The sequence below is a fragment of the Sphingomonas sp. CCH21-G11 genome (assembly GCF_001555965.1).
GTDB lineage: Bacteria > Pseudomonadota > Alphaproteobacteria > Sphingomonadales > Sphingomonadaceae > Sphingomonas.
In genome coordinates, this window is the sequence record NZ_LSHX01000052.1 from 95,915 (window position 1) to 111,036 (window position 15,122).

General features: G+C 62.2%; 15 protein-coding genes and 2 pseudogenes. 5 read left to right on the plus strand and 12 right to left on the minus strand.

Going from position 1 to position 15,122, the window contains the following annotated elements:
* Positions 1–60: 60 nt before the first annotated feature.
* From AX676_RS14075 to AX676_RS14085, 3 genes and pseudogenes are all read right to left on the minus strand, one after another.
* The gene (locus AX676_RS14075) at positions 61–2,199 is read right to left on the minus strand and encodes a Spo0J and enkurin domain-containing protein (protein WP_066478939.1); all 2,139 of its coding nucleotides are present in this window, start codon (positions 2,197–2,199) and stop codon (positions 61–63) included.
* A 124-nt stretch (positions 2,200–2,323) separates the two neighbouring features.
* Positions 2,324–2,718: pseudogene (locus AX676_RS14080) on the minus strand (DUF2958 domain-containing protein).
* On the minus strand, positions 2,615–3,676 hold the full coding sequence (locus AX676_RS14085) for an ArdC family protein (protein WP_231726187.1): 1,062 nt from the start codon (positions 3,674–3,676) through the stop codon (positions 2,615–2,617). The pseudogene AX676_RS14080 and the gene AX676_RS14085 overlap by 104 nt, the downstream one beginning before the upstream one ends.
* A 221-nt stretch (positions 3,677–3,897) precedes the next feature.
* Here AX676_RS14085 and AX676_RS14090 point away from each other — a divergent pair, with 221 nt between their 5' ends.
* The 3 genes from AX676_RS14090 to AX676_RS14100 are packed head-to-tail and all read left to right on the plus strand — an operon-like array spanning position 3,898 to position 6,534.
* Positions 3,898–4,491 (plus strand): DUF6088 family protein, encoded by a 594-nt coding sequence (locus AX676_RS14090; RefSeq protein ID WP_066478941.1) that lies wholly within the window; start codon positions 3,898–3,900, stop codon positions 4,489–4,491.
* A 40-nt stretch (positions 4,492–4,531) separates the two neighbouring features.
* Complete coding sequence (locus AX676_RS14095; RefSeq protein WP_231726185.1) at positions 4,532–5,500, plus strand: nucleotidyl transferase AbiEii/AbiGii toxin family protein; 969 nt, start codon at positions 4,532–4,534, stop codon at positions 5,498–5,500.
* A gap of 23 nt (positions 5,501–5,523) precedes the next feature.
* Positions 5,524–6,534 carry an SIR2 family protein gene (locus AX676_RS14100; RefSeq protein WP_231726184.1) on the plus strand — a complete coding sequence of 337 codons (1,011 nt, stop codon included), beginning with the start codon at positions 5,524–5,526 and terminating at the stop codon, positions 6,532–6,534.
* Here AX676_RS14100 and AX676_RS14105 read toward each other — a convergent pair.
* A pseudogene (locus AX676_RS14105) lies at positions 6,515–6,895 on the minus strand (transposase); the annotation flags it as partial. The gene AX676_RS14100 and the pseudogene AX676_RS14105 sit on opposite strands and share 20 nt — an antisense overlap.
* Before the next feature lie 39 nt (positions 6,896–6,934).
* On the opposite strand from AX676_RS14105, the gene AX676_RS17475 reads away from it, so the two are divergent.
* Entirely contained in the window at positions 6,935–7,174 is a 240-nt protein-coding gene (locus tag AX676_RS17475; RefSeq protein WP_082731412.1) for an SOS response-associated peptidase family protein, read from the plus strand.
* Positions 7,175–7,291: 117 nt separating this feature from the next.
* Here the strand turns inward: AX676_RS17475 and AX676_RS14110 are convergent, their stop codons facing one another.
* The 8 genes from AX676_RS14110 to AX676_RS14145 form a co-directional block, all read right to left on the minus strand.
* Positions 7,292–8,185, minus strand: coding sequence for a SphA family protein (locus tag AX676_RS14110; protein WP_066478950.1), 894 nt, complete (start codon positions 8,183–8,185; stop codon positions 7,292–7,294).
* A gap of 85 nt (positions 8,186–8,270) precedes the next feature.
* A complete protein-coding gene (pcaD, locus tag AX676_RS14115) occupies positions 8,271–9,089 on the minus strand; it encodes a 3-oxoadipate enol-lactonase (RefSeq protein ID WP_066478953.1) in 819 nt (272 codons plus the stop codon).
* A complete protein-coding gene (pcaF, locus tag AX676_RS14120; RefSeq protein ID WP_066478955.1) occupies positions 9,089–10,291 on the minus strand; it encodes a 3-oxoadipyl-CoA thiolase in 1,203 nt (400 codons plus the stop codon). The genes pcaD and pcaF overlap by 1 nt, the downstream gene beginning before the upstream one ends.
* A complete protein-coding gene (locus AX676_RS14125) occupies positions 10,288–10,935 on the minus strand; it encodes a 3-oxoacid CoA-transferase subunit B (protein ID WP_066478956.1) in 648 nt (215 codons plus the stop codon). The genes pcaF and AX676_RS14125 overlap by 4 nt, the downstream gene beginning before the upstream one ends.
* Positions 10,935–11,645, minus strand: coding sequence for a CoA transferase subunit A (locus tag AX676_RS14130; RefSeq protein WP_066478958.1), 711 nt, complete (start codon positions 11,643–11,645; stop codon positions 10,935–10,937). The genes AX676_RS14125 and AX676_RS14130 overlap by 1 nt, the downstream gene beginning before the upstream one ends.
* Positions 11,646–11,651: 6 nt before the next feature.
* The gene (gene catA, locus AX676_RS14135) at positions 11,652–12,581 is read right to left on the minus strand and encodes a catechol 1,2-dioxygenase (RefSeq protein ID WP_066478959.1); all 930 of its coding nucleotides are present in this window, start codon (positions 12,579–12,581) and stop codon (positions 11,652–11,654) included.
* A 38-nt stretch (positions 12,582–12,619) separates the two neighbouring features.
* Positions 12,620–12,910 (minus strand): muconolactone Delta-isomerase, encoded by a 291-nt coding sequence (gene catC / locus AX676_RS14140; protein WP_066478961.1) that lies wholly within the window; start codon positions 12,908–12,910, stop codon positions 12,620–12,622.
* A gap of 2 nt (positions 12,911–12,912) precedes the next feature.
* A complete protein-coding gene (locus AX676_RS14145) occupies positions 12,913–14,070 on the minus strand; it encodes a muconate/chloromuconate family cycloisomerase (RefSeq protein ID WP_066478966.1) in 1,158 nt (385 codons plus the stop codon).
* 98 nt (positions 14,071–14,168) lie between these two features.
* On the opposite strand from AX676_RS14145, the gene AX676_RS14150 reads away from it, so the two are divergent.
* Complete coding sequence (locus AX676_RS14150) at positions 14,169–15,053, plus strand: LysR family transcriptional regulator (protein ID WP_066479072.1); 885 nt, start codon at positions 14,169–14,171, stop codon at positions 15,051–15,053.
* The last annotated feature ends 69 nt before the right edge of the window (positions 15,054–15,122 follow it).

A 15,122-nucleotide genomic window follows, 5' to 3' on the forward strand; every position in this document is an offset into this window, starting at 1 on the left:
GGGCGAGTTACGGAAACGGGGCGGTTGGAACGAGGCGACCGAAGCCGCCCCGCATGAGCGCTATTCTGCGGCGACCATATGCTGATCTTCCTCGTCGTCAGCCGGGTCGTCCTCGCCATCGCCGGAAAGGAAATCGGGCAGATCGTCGGCTTCCGCCGCAGCGCCCGATACCGGATCGACTTCGATACCGTCGTCCATCATGCGCAGCGGCTCGGGCAGCCAGCCGGTCTCCGCCAGCAGGCGTTCGGCCTCCTTGGCCATGTCGCCTTTCTTGAGATGCCCGATCAGATTGGCGGCCCGATCACCGGCCCCTTCGCGCACGGCTTCAAGGATACGGGGCTTGGTCACGCGACCGAGATAATTGCCAACCGTCGGCCGCCAGCCCACGGCTACCATGTCAAGGTCGGTCGAACGGGCGAGCCGGTCAGCCTGCGACAGGCGGATGTCCAGCCCGTGCTGACTAACGCCCGCGCCGCTGTAAGGGTTGGGCTTTTCATAGAGCGCGTTGACACCGAAGCTGACGCAATGGGCGAGCAGATCCATGCGCGACCCATCGTCCAGATCGGTCAGCCAATCCCAGAGCGCGGCATCGTCTGCCGGGACATGATCGCCCCAGCGTTCGTGCCGGTCAGCGATGGCCTTGGCCGACGCGCTATCGCGCAGATCCTCGGCCTGTGCGGGCAAAAGGACCTCCCGGACCTGTGCTTCGAGGCATCCCTTGCTGGAATGCGGCATGAAGCAATCCATGACCAGCCGGTGCAGCAGTGCCGTCATGGCGACATGCGGGTTCACCGCCACCGCATCCCGCAGCGCCAGCGTGCGATGGGCGGTCAGCTCGCTGACCAGACGATCGGGCAGCGGCTTGATGGTGTCGGCCTCGTCTTCCTCCTCCGTTTCGACCGGCTGGCCGCCCAGCGTGATAACCGCACGCATGCGGCTTACCTCCGGTTCGGCGCGCTGGATCACCTCGCCGGTTTCCGGGTCAACGATCTCCACCTCCGGCTCCGCAGGCGTTTCATCCTCGGCGCGAACATAGCCGCGTTCGACCATCAGGGAGCCATCAGCGTCGATGCTGATGAAGACACCCGCTATGCCGATCTGTTCCGGCTCGAAGGTCATCGGTCGGCGCTCGAAGGTTTCCAGCGCCTGTTCGATCTCGCCGAGGCGGGCGTCGATCTCGTCCGGCAGTTCGTCGGCCTCACCATACTCCGCTTCAAGCCGGTCATATTCGTCGCGCAATGCCTCGCGGGTGGCGCGCTCCTCTTCGCTCAGATCGACCGTGGTGCCGACAATCTGGCGAAGGCCATGGTCGTGACCATAGGGAAAGGTGATGGCGACCTCGATCCACTTCCAGCCCTCGGCGGCGATGGCTTCGGCCTCGGCCTTCAGCTTTTCGCCCACCAGCCGGTCGAGCAGCACCGGATCTTGCAGCCAGCCACCATCGTCCTGCTGGAAGAGATCGCGCAACACGCAACCGCCAGCCTCCTCATAGGCGGCAATACCGACAAACACTGCCCGCTTGTCGGCGGCGCGGACCGTGGTTTCGGTCAGCAGGCGCCGGATGTGGTAAGGTTCCTTCTGCCAGCCATCCTTGATCGCTTCCCAGACCTGCTCCTGACGGGCATGGTCAGAACTGACGCTGAAGGCCATGAGTTGCTCCAGCGTCATGCCGTCCTCGGCATAGACGTCGAGCAATGCCGGGGAGACGGAAACCAGACGCAGGCGTTGCTTCACCACCTTGGCATCCACGAAGAAGGCGGCGGCGATGGCTTCCTCGGTCATGCCCTTTTCGCGCATGGCCTGGAAGGCGCGGAACTGGTCGAGCGGATGCAACGGTGCGCGCTCGATATTCTCGGCGAGCGATACCTCGTCGATCAGCACATCGGCGCTGGCCTCCGACACCACACACGGAACCGGCGCAATTTTGGCGAGGCGCTTCTGCTTGACCAGCAGTTCCAGCGCCCGGAAGCGGCGACCGCCGGCGGGCACCTCGAACATGCCGGTTTCCTTGCCCTCGGCATCCACGACCGGGCGGACATGCAGGGACTGGATCAGGCCGCGACGGGCGATGGACTCGGCCAGCTCCTCGACCGAGATCCCGGCTTTGACGCGCCGGACGTTGGACTGGCTGAGAACCAGCTTGTTGAAGGGAATGTCGCGCGAGGACGACAGGGTGATCTTCTGAACGGCAGTGGCCATGTCAGTTACTCCATGACGGACGCCGGTGAGCCTCTCTCTCCGGCTATCAGCCCGTCACGAAGCGAAGCGCCGCCCTCTTCCTCTGAAGAGAGCGACGCCAGCCGCAGAACCTGAAACCCGGAAATCAGGCACTCCGGTTTTCTGTATCGGCGGATGTACGGAAAAGCTCGCGCCGACGCGGTAGAGCAGACGTTCGGCGGCGCGGATGCTTCGGGTCTCGCGAGCCGCCTCGGCCCAGACCGAGATCGGGAAATCGCCGGTGAACAGCAGATCGCGCTCGATGCCCATGCCGAAGGGCAGCCGGACTGACTGCATCTCGCCAAGGCTCCATGAACCCAGTTCGGGATGGCCGAGATCCGCCAGGCCGAACATGATGTCGCCATCCTCATCCAGTTCGGTAGCGAGCCAGACGCCTTCACCGAGGGGATTGAAGAACTTCACGACCGGGATGTGATCCTGATCGCGCTGGCGACCATTCACCAGCAGGCGGTCTCGCTGTGCGCCGGTCAGGAGGATCAGCCGCAGCCCTCCGCTCAGTTACGCTCGCATCCGGCTCCCCGGTGTCCTCGGCAGGCAGATGCGACAGCAGCCAGTCCGCCGCCTTGCTGGCCTGCGAGGCCGCGCGGACAATGGCGCGGGAATCCTCGCGCATGACCTCCAACCACGACCCGATATAATCGGCATGGCGGACGGTCGGCACGATCCCGAGCGCGGCGCAACTGAAAGCTGCGGCCTGTTCGGCAATCATCTCCTCGAAAGCGTATTTCTTCGAGCCGAACGAGCCGGTCAGATCGCGGTTGAGGCGGCTATGATGGCCGCTGGCGTGACCCAGCTCGTGCAGGGCTGTGCGGTGCCAGTTGATAGGCTCGAAATAGGCTTGCGGAGGCGGCACCTGCACATAGTCGAACGAGGGCATGTAGAAGGCGCGATCGCCGCCAATGCGGAAGTCGATGCCGGTGGCATGGATCAGCGCCTCGACCCGAGGTTCGATCAGGCCCGGCGGCGGTGGCGGCGCGACTGCCGTGATGTCATCGGGAAGGCCATCGCATTGTGCGGCATTAAAGACCGTGAACCGCTTCAGGAACGGTATGGCATGCGCATCCTCACCCGTCTCGCGGGCACGGCGTATCTCGTCCTCGGGAGTGAAACGGTCGGCATAGACAACGGTGGTGCCACGCTCGCCCTTTCTGACATTGCCGCCAAGCGAAAGGGCTTGGCGGAAAGTCAGCCACGCCTGACCGGGGAAGCCGTGCTGGATGACAGCTCCCCAGAGGATCAGGATATTGATGCCGGAATAGATCCTGCCGGTTGAAGCATTTCTCGGCAGGCCCAGCGGGGCGGTATCGGGCGACGCACCCCAGGGCTGGACCCAGGGTAGCCGGCCTTGCTCCAGCTCGGCGATGATCTTGTTGGTGATGTCGGCGTAAAGGTTGCTGCGTCCGCCACCTTGCGCGGGGCTGCGATCGTGTCTGGCCATCGGGATGATCTCCGCGACGGGCGCCGGAAGTCTCTCCTCCAGCCCTCAACCCGTCACGGAAAATCCGTCCGCACTCTCACTCTGAAGGGGGCGTTGCGGGGATCTCCCCGCAGAAGGGGTAGGCAGAGACCAAGGCTCGGCCGCAGGGGAAGGCGTTCCCCTATCCGGACTTCCTTGAAAACTGTCAGAAACTCGCATATATTTCCGACAGGAGAAAGACGATGACACGGCTGACCGAACAAATTCTGGCCCATGCGACGGGACTGCCCGAAGGCGTCCCCGTGTCCGCCAAGGGCCTGCTCCACCTTGGAAACCGGGCGGCCGTGGATCAGGCATTGTCGCGTCTGTCTGAGCGCGGGCAGCTCATCCGCGCCGGTCGTGGCGTCTATCTGCGCCCCATCACCAGTCGGTTTGGCACGCGCGCACCGTCGGTCGAGCAGGCTGTCGAGGCCCTCGCGACCCAAAAGGGGGAGATCATCGTCTCGAACGGCGCCGCCGCGGCGAACGCGCTTGGCTTGACGACGCAGGTGCCCGTCCGCTCGGTCTATCTGACCTCCGGGCGCAGTCGAAAGATGCACCTCGGCAAGCAGGTCGTCGAATTGCGGCACGCGCCGCGCTGGCAACTGGCCCTGGCCAACCGCCCGGCGGGGGAGGCCGTGCGGGCGCTGGCCTGGCTCGGCCCCGAAAGGGCGGAGGCCGCGCTCACGACATTGAAACGGAAGATGCCGCCCGGCGTGTTCGGCGAACTGGTCGCCGCCGCGCCGCAGTTTCCGACATGGCTCGCACAGAGCGTCGGAAAGGCGGCCTATGGCTGACGTCTTTCTCCAGCTTTCGGCCGAGGATCGGCGTGACGCGTTGGGCGTCGTCGCCGACCGTTCGGGTCGTCCCACCCATCTTCTCGAAAAGGATGTGTGGGTGGTGTGGGCGCTGGCGACCCTCTACGCGGCACCGCTCGGCGAGCATCTGGTGTTCAAGGGCGGCACGTCGCTGTCGAAAGCCTATCAGGTCATTCGCCGGTTTTCGGAGGACGTGGATCTGACCTACGACATTCGGGCGATTGCGCCCGATCTGGTTGGGGACAATGGCGAGGGTCTGCCGAAGACACGAAGCGAGGAAAAGCGCTGGTCCAGCGAGGTCCGTCGGCGGTTACCGGCATGGGTCGCGGAAACCGTGCAGCCTGTGATCGAGACCGGACTGGCCGCCGAAGGTCTGGCGGCGGCCGTCCGCGTCGAGGATGAGAAGCTCTTCATCGACTATGAGGCGACCGCAGCCGGGTCCGGCTATGTGGCTCCAAGCGTCATGCTGGAGTTCGGCGCGCGCTCGACGGGCGAACCCGCGAGCTTGCGCGACGTCGTCTGCGACGCGACCGGCCTGATCGAGGGGCTGCTCTTCCCGACGGCGCGGCCGCGCGTCATGCACGCGGAGCGGACGTTCTGGGAGAAGGCGACCGCCATCCACGTCTTCTGCCTCCAGGAGCGGCTGCGCGGCGACCGCTTCGCGCGACATTGGCACGATGTTGTCCGACTGGACGAAGCCGGCTTCGCGGAAGCCGCTTTTGCCGATCGCGACCTGGCCAACGCTGTCGCTCGGCACAAGTCGATGTTCTTCGCAGAGAAGGCCGCCGACCGCACGCCGATCGACTATGCAGCGGCTGTCAGCGGCGGCTTGCAACTCGTGCCGGTCGGCGATGGCGCGAAGGCGTTGGAGGATGACTATGCCCGCATGGTTGAGGATGGACTGCTCTTCGACGACGAGGAGCCGTTCGAAGCGCTCATGGCGCAGTGCGCTGATATAGCCGCGCGCGCGAACAGAGCAGCCAAGTAAGAAACTGGGAGGACCGGGGGTATATGAGCGAAGTCGAAGAAGAGCGAAAATTCCAGTTTCTGCGAGACGGCGATGCCGAGCCATCTGAACTAGACTGGAACAAGGGGATCGAGAGCGCCCGCAAGGCGATTTCCGAGGCCATGAACGCCAAGAATATCGCATTTCTGCTCGGCGCCGGATGTTCTTCCCTGATGAAGGACAAAAAGGAACTCGGCATTGCGACCATGGCGCCGCTGGCCAAGGAGTTTTGCGGCGAAACCATCGAGGCACGCGCGGCGGGATTCTACAGCGATCCGCCAACAGCCGGCGCTGTACCGGCGCCGTGGCGGCTAACCAAAGACGAACTCGACTATCTCGATGCGCTCGGGGTCGACCTGGCGAAGGACTACAGCCGTAACCTGGAACGCTTGATGGAAGTCCTGTTTGCGCAACGGTTCGTGCTGCGCCAGAGCGAGAATCCCGATCTTCACCCCTATCGCGCTGTTCTCGACGGCATCATCAAGAAGGTCCAGGACTTCCTATGGACCCGTGTCACCCAAGGGGCCTTCGCCACGGAGGGCGACACGACCGTGCGCGACCTCTACGAGCGTTTCTACAAGAAACTGGTCCTACGCGATCGGTCCTTGCCCCGGCCCTGGGTGTTCACGACCAACTACGATCATTTCAGCGAATTGGCGATGGATCGCCTGGGCATTCCCTATGCCAACGGTTTTTCTGGCGTCGTAGAACGCCGCTTCAACCCGGCGATCTTCCGCTATGCTCTGGCCGAGCAGCTCGACGTCGCCAGCCGCAAATGGACCGCCGTCGACGCCTTCGTCTATCTCTGCAAATTGCATGGTTCGGTCACTTGGACCGAGGACGATCATGGCCTGTTCCCGATCAAGGAGGTCTGGCCGCCGGAATCCTCAAACCAGATGCTGATCTATCCGACGCCGGCGAAGCAGAACTCTTCGCTCGGCTCGCCCTACGCAGACCTGTTCCGGGCGTCTCGTCCGTTTCCGGCATCGGTGCGTAGTAATACGACGAGCGGCTGATGCGCAGCAGGCGGCACTGCGCCGCGATCGACAAGCAGTGGTGAGCAGATTCGACCATCGTCCGCCTCCGGTCCACGCTCATCGACCGAAGGCTTTCGCTAAAAAATCCCGCTCGACGACCAATTGCCCGACCTTGGCATGCAGCTTTCCACCTCGCTCTCGCTGACGGCCTTGGCCACATCGCCAGCCCCGGAGAACATGCCTGCCATGCCGTCGGTGGCCTGCCGCTTCCACGACGCGATCATCGTGTGGTGCACACCATGCTTGGCTGCCGGCTCCGCCAGCGTCAGATCGCCCCGGATCGCTTCCAGCGCGACCTTGGCCTTAAATCGGCGCTGTAACGCTTCCTCGTCGTCTTCATTCCCGTACCAATCCATCAGGTCGGGAGTAGCTTAACACCCTGTCCAGAAAACCGGCACCACCTCACTTTGCCTTTGCCGGCATCTGGCGGCTAACCGAGCGGGGCAACGCCTATGGGTTCCTCAGTACCGAGCCGAACGCTGTCGTCGCACCGATACATCCGAAGGCGATGCCCGTCGTTTTGCTTGAAGACGACTTCGATCGATGGCTTTCTGCCTCGTGGGATGAGGCACAGCGCGTTGTTGCTCCGTATCCCTCACAGCTCATGAGAGTTGATTAACGAGCGTGGCGCTCCAACGCGGCCGTGCTGCAATCCACCCGCCCACGAAGTTCGCCGCCCACCGCATGTGACTTCGCCTAAAAAGAATCGCCGTACTAATTTAACTATGGCTATATTTTAGAACCGGAACGCCGCTTTAAGCCAGAAATTGTCTCCCTGCGGACGGTTATGTGCAAACATCTCGTGCTGATATTGGAACGAGATCGGGACCTTACCTGCCTGGTAGCGAACCACCGGACCAAGCGCGAGCGTTTCACCTTTGTATCCGTCGTCGCCGACACTGACGCCGTTCTGCTTATCGTCGGTCGTCTGCTTATAATAATACCCGTTCAGACCGATGGTCACGGGATTGAAGTTGTACGCAACCGCAAAGTCGGTGTGAAACTCCTGTCCCGTGCGGTAGTCGGTAGCTTTGTTCCTCGTGTTGAAGTCGTACATCAGCTTGACAGATACCTCTGGACCGCCGGCCGGATTGAAGTGCGACGCGGTAAGCACGGGCTCGAAAGTCCAGTAGTTGCGACCGATGTTAGCCAGATTATCTCGATTGTAGGAACCAACCGGCACCCATGTGTCTACTGCCGCCACGACATGCCAGTTGTTTTTGAAGTGCCAGCCCAAGATAAACGGATCGACGATGATGTCCCCGACGCCAAAACGCCGATCACGCTGTCCGGCAGCACGAACCGTAAGGTCTACGACGGGTACGAACACCTGCTGGGCCCATGAGGCACCGAGGATATTACGGTCGGTGACATGGATATAGCGGAAGACATTCGCATAGGCGTCGATCGAGAAGTCGGGAACGCTGCTATGCCCATCGCTATCGTTAAGACGATCTGCATTATAATAGTTCGAGTAGTTGATCAGATAGTCGCCGGGTGGGGGAAGCGCGGCGATCGCTAGCGCCTCGGCGCCGTTAGGATAGGCTCCGCCTCCCTTTTCGCTAGCAAACGCGGGGGCGGCTACGGCGACAGCAAGCACGGTGCAGGCAAGGGTCGATATTCGCTTCATACATTCTCTCCCTGGAGAACTGCGGCTGAGGACGCCTGGGCGGTTCGTGCCGCCCGGATCGAGATCGTCGCAGGTGGTGAAAGGGTCAGGTAGGCATCACCGCGCGCAGTTCGACGGGCGACGAGGTCAGGAAGTTTAGAACCGCGAATGCGAACTCTGCCGGCTTTTCCATGTTGCCGAGGTGCGCTGCGGACAGCAGATGCAACGCCGATCCGCGGATCGCGCCCGCCAGCGCTTCGCTGTGAGCCGGAGGAGTTGCGGGATCGGCGCCCCCGCCGATGATAAGGGTTGGAAGGTCGATCAGCCCACCTAGCCGGCGCAAATCCATGTCGCGGATGGCCGCACAGCAGCCGATGTAGCCCTCGACGTTCACCGCCAGCAGCATGGCGCGTACCTTGGCCAGACTTGCGTCGCTCGTTCCAACGAACTCGGCCGTGAACCAGCGCTCGATCGAGGCGTCCGCGACCGCGGCCATGCCCTTCTCGCGCACGACGGCGATGCGTCCGTCCCATGCTGACGGCGGCCCCATAAAAGCACTGGTATGGGCGAGGACAAGGCGGTTGATCCGCTCGGGTGCGCGCAAAGCCAGCCACTGGCCAACCATGCCACCGAGTGAAAGCCCACAGAAATGGACCCGTGGGATGTTGAGCGCATCCAGGAGCTCCACGACATCCCGGCCAAGGCGATCAAGCGAATATGATCCGGGCGGCGCATCTGATCCGCCATGTCCACGGGTATCGTAGCGTAGTACCCGGAACTGGTCCGCGAACGCGGCCAGTTGGGGCTCCCACATGTCCATCGTTGTGCCGAGCGAACTGGAGAGCAGCAATATTGGTTTGTCGGCCGGGCCGTCGAACCGATACGCGATGCGGCATCCGTCGCCCGTTGTGACTGTGTCCGACATCACACCCGCTCCAGCACAAGACCGATGCCTTGGCCCACACCAATGCACATGAAGACGAGCGCATATCTGCCACCACTGCGCTGGAGCTCCTCTACCGCGCTCATCGTGATGCGCGCGCCCGACATGCCCAGCGGATGACCTAGCGCGATGGCGCCCCCATTTCTGTTCACCCTCGGGTCGAAGGGATCGAGCTCCAGATCACGGAGCGTCGCGATCGCCTGACTGGCAAAAGCTTCGTTGAGCTCGATCACGTCAAAATCTTTTGCCGAGAGACCCGTCCGAGCGAACAGCTTGCGTGCTGCCTCGATCGGGCCGACGCCCATGACCCGCGGGGCGACACCAGCGGAAGCCATCGCGATGACCCGCGCTCGCGGAATAAGGCCGTGCTGCCTCGCCGCCGCATTGGAGGCGATCAGCATGGCCGCAGCGCCATCGTTGAGGCCGGATGCATTTCCAGCGGTGACGGTGCCATCATGACGCACAACCGACTTGAGCTTGGCTAAGGCGTCGGCACTCGTCGCGCGCGGATGCTCGTCCCGGTCGAAGACGATGGCATCGCCCTTCTTTTGCGGGATCGCGACCGGCGCGATCTCTGCGGCAAGCCGGCCGTTCGCCTGCGCTTCTGCCGCCTTCTGCTGGCTGGCAAGGGCAAAAGCGTCCTGATCCTCGCGGCTTACCTTCCACTCGGTGGCGACATTCTCCCCGGTCTCGGGCATTGAATCCACGCCATAAGCATGCCGCATTGCCGGATTGACGAAGCGCCAGCCGAGCGTCGTGTCCTCGATTTTTTGCGCCCGATCAAAGGCGGCATTGGCTTTACCGAGCACATAGGGTGCGCGCGTCATGTGTTCGACGCCTCCGGCGATGAACAAGCCGGCATCGCCACTCCGGATCGCTTGGGCGGCCAATCCCACCGCGTTAAGACCGGATCCGCACAGGCGATTGACCGTTCCGCCAGGTACCGTTTCCGGCAATCCCGCTAGCAGCACTGCCATACGGGCAACGTTGCGATTGTCTTCTCCAGCCTGGTTTGCACAGCCGAGCAGGCAGTCGTCTACCGCCGCCCAATCAACCCCAGGATTGCGCTCCATGAGGGCCTTGAGCGGGATCGCGGCTAGGTCGTCGGCGCGGATAGAAGACAGCGCGCCATTGAGCTTGCCGATCGGTGTACGAATGGCGTCGCAAATGAAGGCGTCGGTCATGCGGCCAATGCCTTCTCGGCGGTTACCGACGCGCCTGTCTTCGCGCGCACCTCGTCGATGCTGATGCCCGGTGCGAGCTCGATCAGACGGAATCCCGGCTTATCGCAGGCGATCACGGCGAGATCGGTTATGATAAGATCGACGCAGGCTCTGCCGGTCAGCGGCAAAGTACAACCTTCGAGCAGCTTGGGGTCTCCCGCCTTCGTGACGTGATCGGTGATCACCACGACGCGCTTCACCCCGGCTACGAGATCCATGGCGCCGCCCATGCCTTTCACCATCTTGCCGGGGATGGTCCAATTGGCGAGGTCGCCCGTCGCGGCGACCTCCATCGCTCCGAGCACCGCCATGTCGATATGGCCCCCGCGGATCATGGCGAAGCTGTCAGCAGACGAGAAGAAGCTCGACGTGGGGAGGGTTGTAACTGTCTGCTTGCCGGCGTTGATGAGATCTGGGTCCGCCTCGTCCTCGAACGGGAACGGGCCCATGCCGAGCATGCCGTTTTCGGACTGCAGGGTTACGTCGATTCCGTTCGGGATGTAGTTCGCTACTAGTGTCGGAATGCCGATGCCCAAGTTGACGTAGAACCCGTCGCGCAGCTCCTGCGCAGCACGCGCTGCCATCTGTTCACGCGTCCAACCCATTACGCCGTCTCCCGCGGACGAGTCGTTAGCTTCTCGATCCGCTTCTCATTGATGGTGCTCAGCACGATCCGGTCGACATAGATCCCGGGGGTGTGGATGCAGTCCGGATCGAACGTTCCGGCGGGCACGATCTCCTCCACCTCCACAACCGTCACCTTGCCGGCCGTCGCCATGTTCGGGTTGAAGTTGCGCGCTGTTTTGCGAAACATGAGGTTGCCGGCAGGATCGGCCCGCCATGCCTTGATGATCGATAAGTCTGCACGCAGCCACGTCTCGCGAACGTAATCCTCGCCGTCGAACGTCTCGGTGGGCTTCCCCTCGGCGACGACGGTGCCCACTCCGGTCCTAGTGTAGAAGGCCGGAATGCCAGCTCCGCCGGCGCGGATGCGCTCGGCGAGCGTCCCCTGCGGATTAAGCTCCAGCTCCAGCTCGCCCGAAAGATACTGCTGCTCGAACAACTTGTTCTCACCCACATAGGACGAGATCATCTTCTTCACCTGACGGCTTTCCAGCAGCATCCACAGGCCGAAGCCGTCCGCACCGGCATTGTTCGAGATGACGGTCAGGCCCCTCACCCCACTCGCGCGAATTTCGGGGATCAGGCTTTCGGGATTACCCGAAAGCCCAAACCCGCCCGACATGATCGTCATACCGTCGACTAGCAGGCCGTCCATTGCGGCAGCCGGATTGTCGAAGAGCTTGTTGGGCATCGACTTTCAAGCCGCCAGCGCGACGCGGTTACGCGAGGACGCCTCGGCATCATCGGCTTCCGCAGCGGAGACCATGGTGAAGTTGAACGCGATTTCGCTGAACGGCGTATTCAATCCTTCGGCGTGAATCGCTGCAGAGTCGTCAATCCGCTGGACTGCCGGGATCAAGTCATCTCGCGTTGCGTAGGCGAAGTCATCATGTAGATAAGGGTCACCGTCGATGTTGATCTGTGTCGTCAAATGGCGGTAGCCGGACGCCGATACGAAGAAGTGGATGTGTGCGGGACGGTTGCCATGGCGGCCGATGCGGTCAAGCAGCGCTTCCGTGGTGCCGCCCTTGGGCACCGCATAGCCCGACGGTACGATGCTGCGGAACTTGTAGCGGCCCTCCTCGTCAGTCTCGATCTGCCGGCGAAGGTTGAAATCGCTCTGTGTCTTGTCGAAGTAGCTGTAGTTGCCGAGCGTGTTGGCATGCCAAACATCGACGATCGCACCAGCAACCGGTTTCCCGGCCTTGTCGACGACGCGACCGTGCATAATGAGCACTTCCCCATCATCAGCGCCGTCGTCCAACCGCGCAAAGCCCTTCGAACGCGGTGCACCTTTGACGTAAAGCGGCCCCTCGATCGTACGCGGTGTGCCTCCTTCGATGCCGGCTGCGGCATCCTTGGCATCCATGCGCACGTCGAGAAAATGTTCGAAGCCGAGCCCGGCGGCAAAGAGCCCGAACTCGGGAGCTGCTGACGCCATGAAATTGATCGCATGCCAGAACTCGTCCTCGCTCACGTCGAACTCCTCGATGGTGGCGAATAGATCGCCAACCACCCGGCGGACGATATTCTTGATACGGTCCTCTCCGGCGCCAGGCTGATCCAGCCCGGCAACCTTGTCGAGAAAGGCTTGGATTTCAGGGTTTGCGACCAATGCGGATGCCATTTGAACTCTCCTAGTAGTTTTTAATTGAGCGACTGATGTCAGCGGTCGTCCTCGTGGATCGATGACGGATGACGGCAAAGCGGCGTGACGTTGATGTCCATGAACGGGAACAGCGGCAGGCCCATCAGGATCTCGTGGAGCGCTGCATTGTCGGGCACATCGAAGATCGAGACGTTGCGGTACCGGCCAACGACCCGCCAGATGTGGCGCCAGGCACCTTGCTCCATCAATTCGTGGCAGCGCGCCTTTTCTTCGGCTTTGAGGGCATCGATGGTGGGGCGGTCGGCATCAGCGGGGATGCGTACGTCCATGGTGACATGAAACAGCATGCTTAGCCTCCCGCGACTCTAGTGATTGGAACAACGGTGCGTCGATCGCCGTCGCGGCGGAAGGCGCGAACCTTGTCCTCGTCGAGCATCAGTCCCAGTCCAGGGCCCCTCGGGACCGCCAAGCCGAACTCCGAATAATCGAGCGGCTCTGCAAGCAGATCTTCGGTCAGCAGCAGCGGCCCGAACAATTCGGTGCCGAACGCGAGTCCGGCGAACGTCGCGAACAGGTGAGCCGAGGCGATCGAGCCGATCGGGCCTTCCAGCATGGTCCCGCCGTACAGCCCGATACCTGCCGCCTCGGCAATACTGGCAACGGCATTGGCCGCGCGCAATCCGCCCGACTGGGCGATCTTGAGCGCGAACACGTCGGCCGCGGACTCGCGCGCGTGACGCATGGCGTCGATGGGACCTCGAAGCCCTTCGTCCGCCATAATTGCGGTCCGCCCCATCGCGGTCAGACGTGCCATGCCGGCAACGTTCGAGCCGGAGATCGGTTGTTCGATAAGGTCGACACCGGCGTCCGCCAGAATAGCGACACCTCGCTTGGCGGTCGGCTCGTCCCAAGCCTGATTGACATCGACACGGATACTCGCGCGTCTGCCGAGCGCCTTCTTGATCGCACCGACATGCGCAACGTCGTCGGCCAGATCGCGCTTGCCGATCTTGAGCTTGAAGGCGTTATGGCGGCGCTGGTCGATCATCCCCTCTGCCTCGGCAATGTCGCGCGCAGTGTCCCCGCTTGCGAGCGTCCACAGCACGGGGAGCCGATCGCGTACCCGCCCACCAAGAAGCTCGCTGACGGGCACGCCCGCGCGCTTGCCGGCCGCATCGAGCAGCGCGGTCTCCACTGCATTTTTAGCGAAATGATTGCCGACGATCGACGCGTGCAGCAGCGTCATAGCTCGCGCCGGCGAGGCATCGGTGCCGCGCAAAAGCGGGGTGACGTAAGTATCGATGGTGAGCTTGATGCCCTCGGGACTCTCGTCGCCGTAAGCAAGGCCGCCAATCGTGGTGCCTTCCCCTATCCCCTCGACCTCATCGGAACAGCGAATTCGGACGAACACCATCGCCTGTGTCCGCATGGTCGCCATCGCGAGCACGTGCGGACGGATCGTCGGCACATCGACGATAAAGGTTTCGATGGCTTCGACAGTGACCATTCCGATCCTCTCATTCTTATTTCTTATCCGTGGACATACGGCTTGCGATCACCGAGCGGAAAGATCATCTCGGTCCGGCTTGATACCCTGGAGGTATGATGGATCTGCGACACATTCGTTATTTTGAGGCCGTAGCAGCAGAGCGGAATTTCACTCGCGCTGCTGAACGGCTTGGCGTCGCCCAACCGCCGTTGAGCCGCCAAATCAAAGAACTCGAACTCGAACTGGGCGTCGTGTTGTTCGATCGTGATAGCCGACCGATCCGGTTGACGGAGGCTGGCCGAATCTTTCACGAGCAGGCGACGCGGATCCTTTCGAGTACGGAGCAACTATGCCGCTCGATGCGGCGGCTCTCCGCCAGCGAGAAACGGCGCTTCGTAGTCGGATTCGTGGCGTCTATCGTTTACGGTATGATGCCCGAGGTCATCCGGGAATTTCGGGCACGATCGGAAGGGCTTGAAATTCAGCTTTTGGAAATGACAACCTTGGAGCAGGTCATTGCGCTCAAAGATGGCCGCATCGACGCTGGGCTCGGGCGGATCCGGATCGACGACCCGGCGATCCAGCGAGAGGTACTACAGGAGGAGGCGTTAATCGCGGCGATCGGCAGCGCCGATCCACTGGCGCGAGCTGACTCACTCACGCTTTCGGATTTAATAACTCGCAAATTACTCGTCTACCCTAGCCAGCCACGACCGAGTTATGCAGATCAGGTTTTTACCATCCTTCGTGACCATGGGCTCTCCCATGATAATGTTGAGGAAGTGCGCGACGTACAGGTCGCGCTTGGGTTGGTCGCGTCGGAAGCGGGATTGGCACTTGTCCCTTCCTCCATGCGGCACGTTCAGCGCAACGACATTACATATGTCAGGATCCGCGACGAAGGAGCCACATCACCTATCATTTTAAGCGTTCGGGTCGGAGACACCTCTCGGGAAGTCCGGTTGTTTGAACAAATAGCACGCGACACCTTCCGCTCGTAACGTTCAATCTGACCCGGAATATGACCTTGCGCCGTGCCACCCAAGGTCCCGGCTGATCTGAGTGCACAG

What these genes read in the sequence shown, in the direction of transcription:
- catC (WP_066478961.1), bottom strand. Translation starts at nt 12,910, where the DNA reads ATGCTGTTTCATGTCACCATGGACGTACGCATCCCCGCTGATGCCGAC.
- AX676_RS14130 (WP_066478958.1), bottom strand. Translation starts at nt 11,645, where the DNA reads ATGCCCAACAAGCTCTTCGACAATCCGGCTGCCGCAATGGACGGCCTG.
- AX676_RS14125 (WP_066478956.1), bottom strand. Translation starts at nt 10,935, where the DNA reads ATGGGTTGGACGCGTGAACAGATGGCAGCGCGTGCTGCGCAGGAGCTG.
- AX676_RS14145 (WP_066478966.1), bottom strand. Translation starts at nt 14,070, where the DNA reads ATGGTCACTGTCGAAGCCATCGAAACCTTTATCGTCGATGTGCCGACG.
- catA (WP_066478959.1), bottom strand. Translation starts at nt 12,581, where the DNA reads ATGGCATCCGCATTGGTCGCAAACCCTGAAATCCAAGCCTTTCTCGAC.
- AX676_RS14075 (WP_066478939.1), bottom strand. Translation starts at nt 2,199, where the DNA reads ATGGCCACTGCCGTTCAGAAGATCACCCTGTCGTCCTCGCGCGACATT.
- AX676_RS14150 (WP_066479072.1), top strand. Translation starts at nt 14,169, where the DNA reads ATGGATCTGCGACACATTCGTTATTTTGAGGCCGTAGCAGCAGAGCGG.
- AX676_RS14100 (WP_231726184.1), top strand. Translation starts at nt 5,524, where the DNA reads ATGAGCGAAGTCGAAGAAGAGCGAAAATTCCAGTTTCTGCGAGACGGC.
- pcaD (WP_066478953.1), bottom strand. Translation starts at nt 9,089, where the DNA reads ATGTCGGACACAGTCACAACGGGCGACGGATGCCGCATCGCGTATCGG.
- AX676_RS14085 (WP_231726187.1), bottom strand. Translation starts at nt 3,676, where the DNA reads ATGGCCAGACACGATCGCAGCCCCGCGCAAGGTGGCGGACGCAGCAAC.
- AX676_RS14110 (WP_066478950.1), bottom strand. Translation starts at nt 8,185, where the DNA reads ATGAAGCGAATATCGACCCTTGCCTGCACCGTGCTTGCTGTCGCCGTA.
- AX676_RS14090 (WP_066478941.1), top strand. Translation starts at nt 3,898, where the DNA reads ATGACACGGCTGACCGAACAAATTCTGGCCCATGCGACGGGACTGCCC.
- pcaF (WP_066478955.1), bottom strand. Translation starts at nt 10,291, where the DNA reads ATGACCGACGCCTTCATTTGCGACGCCATTCGTACACCGATCGGCAAG.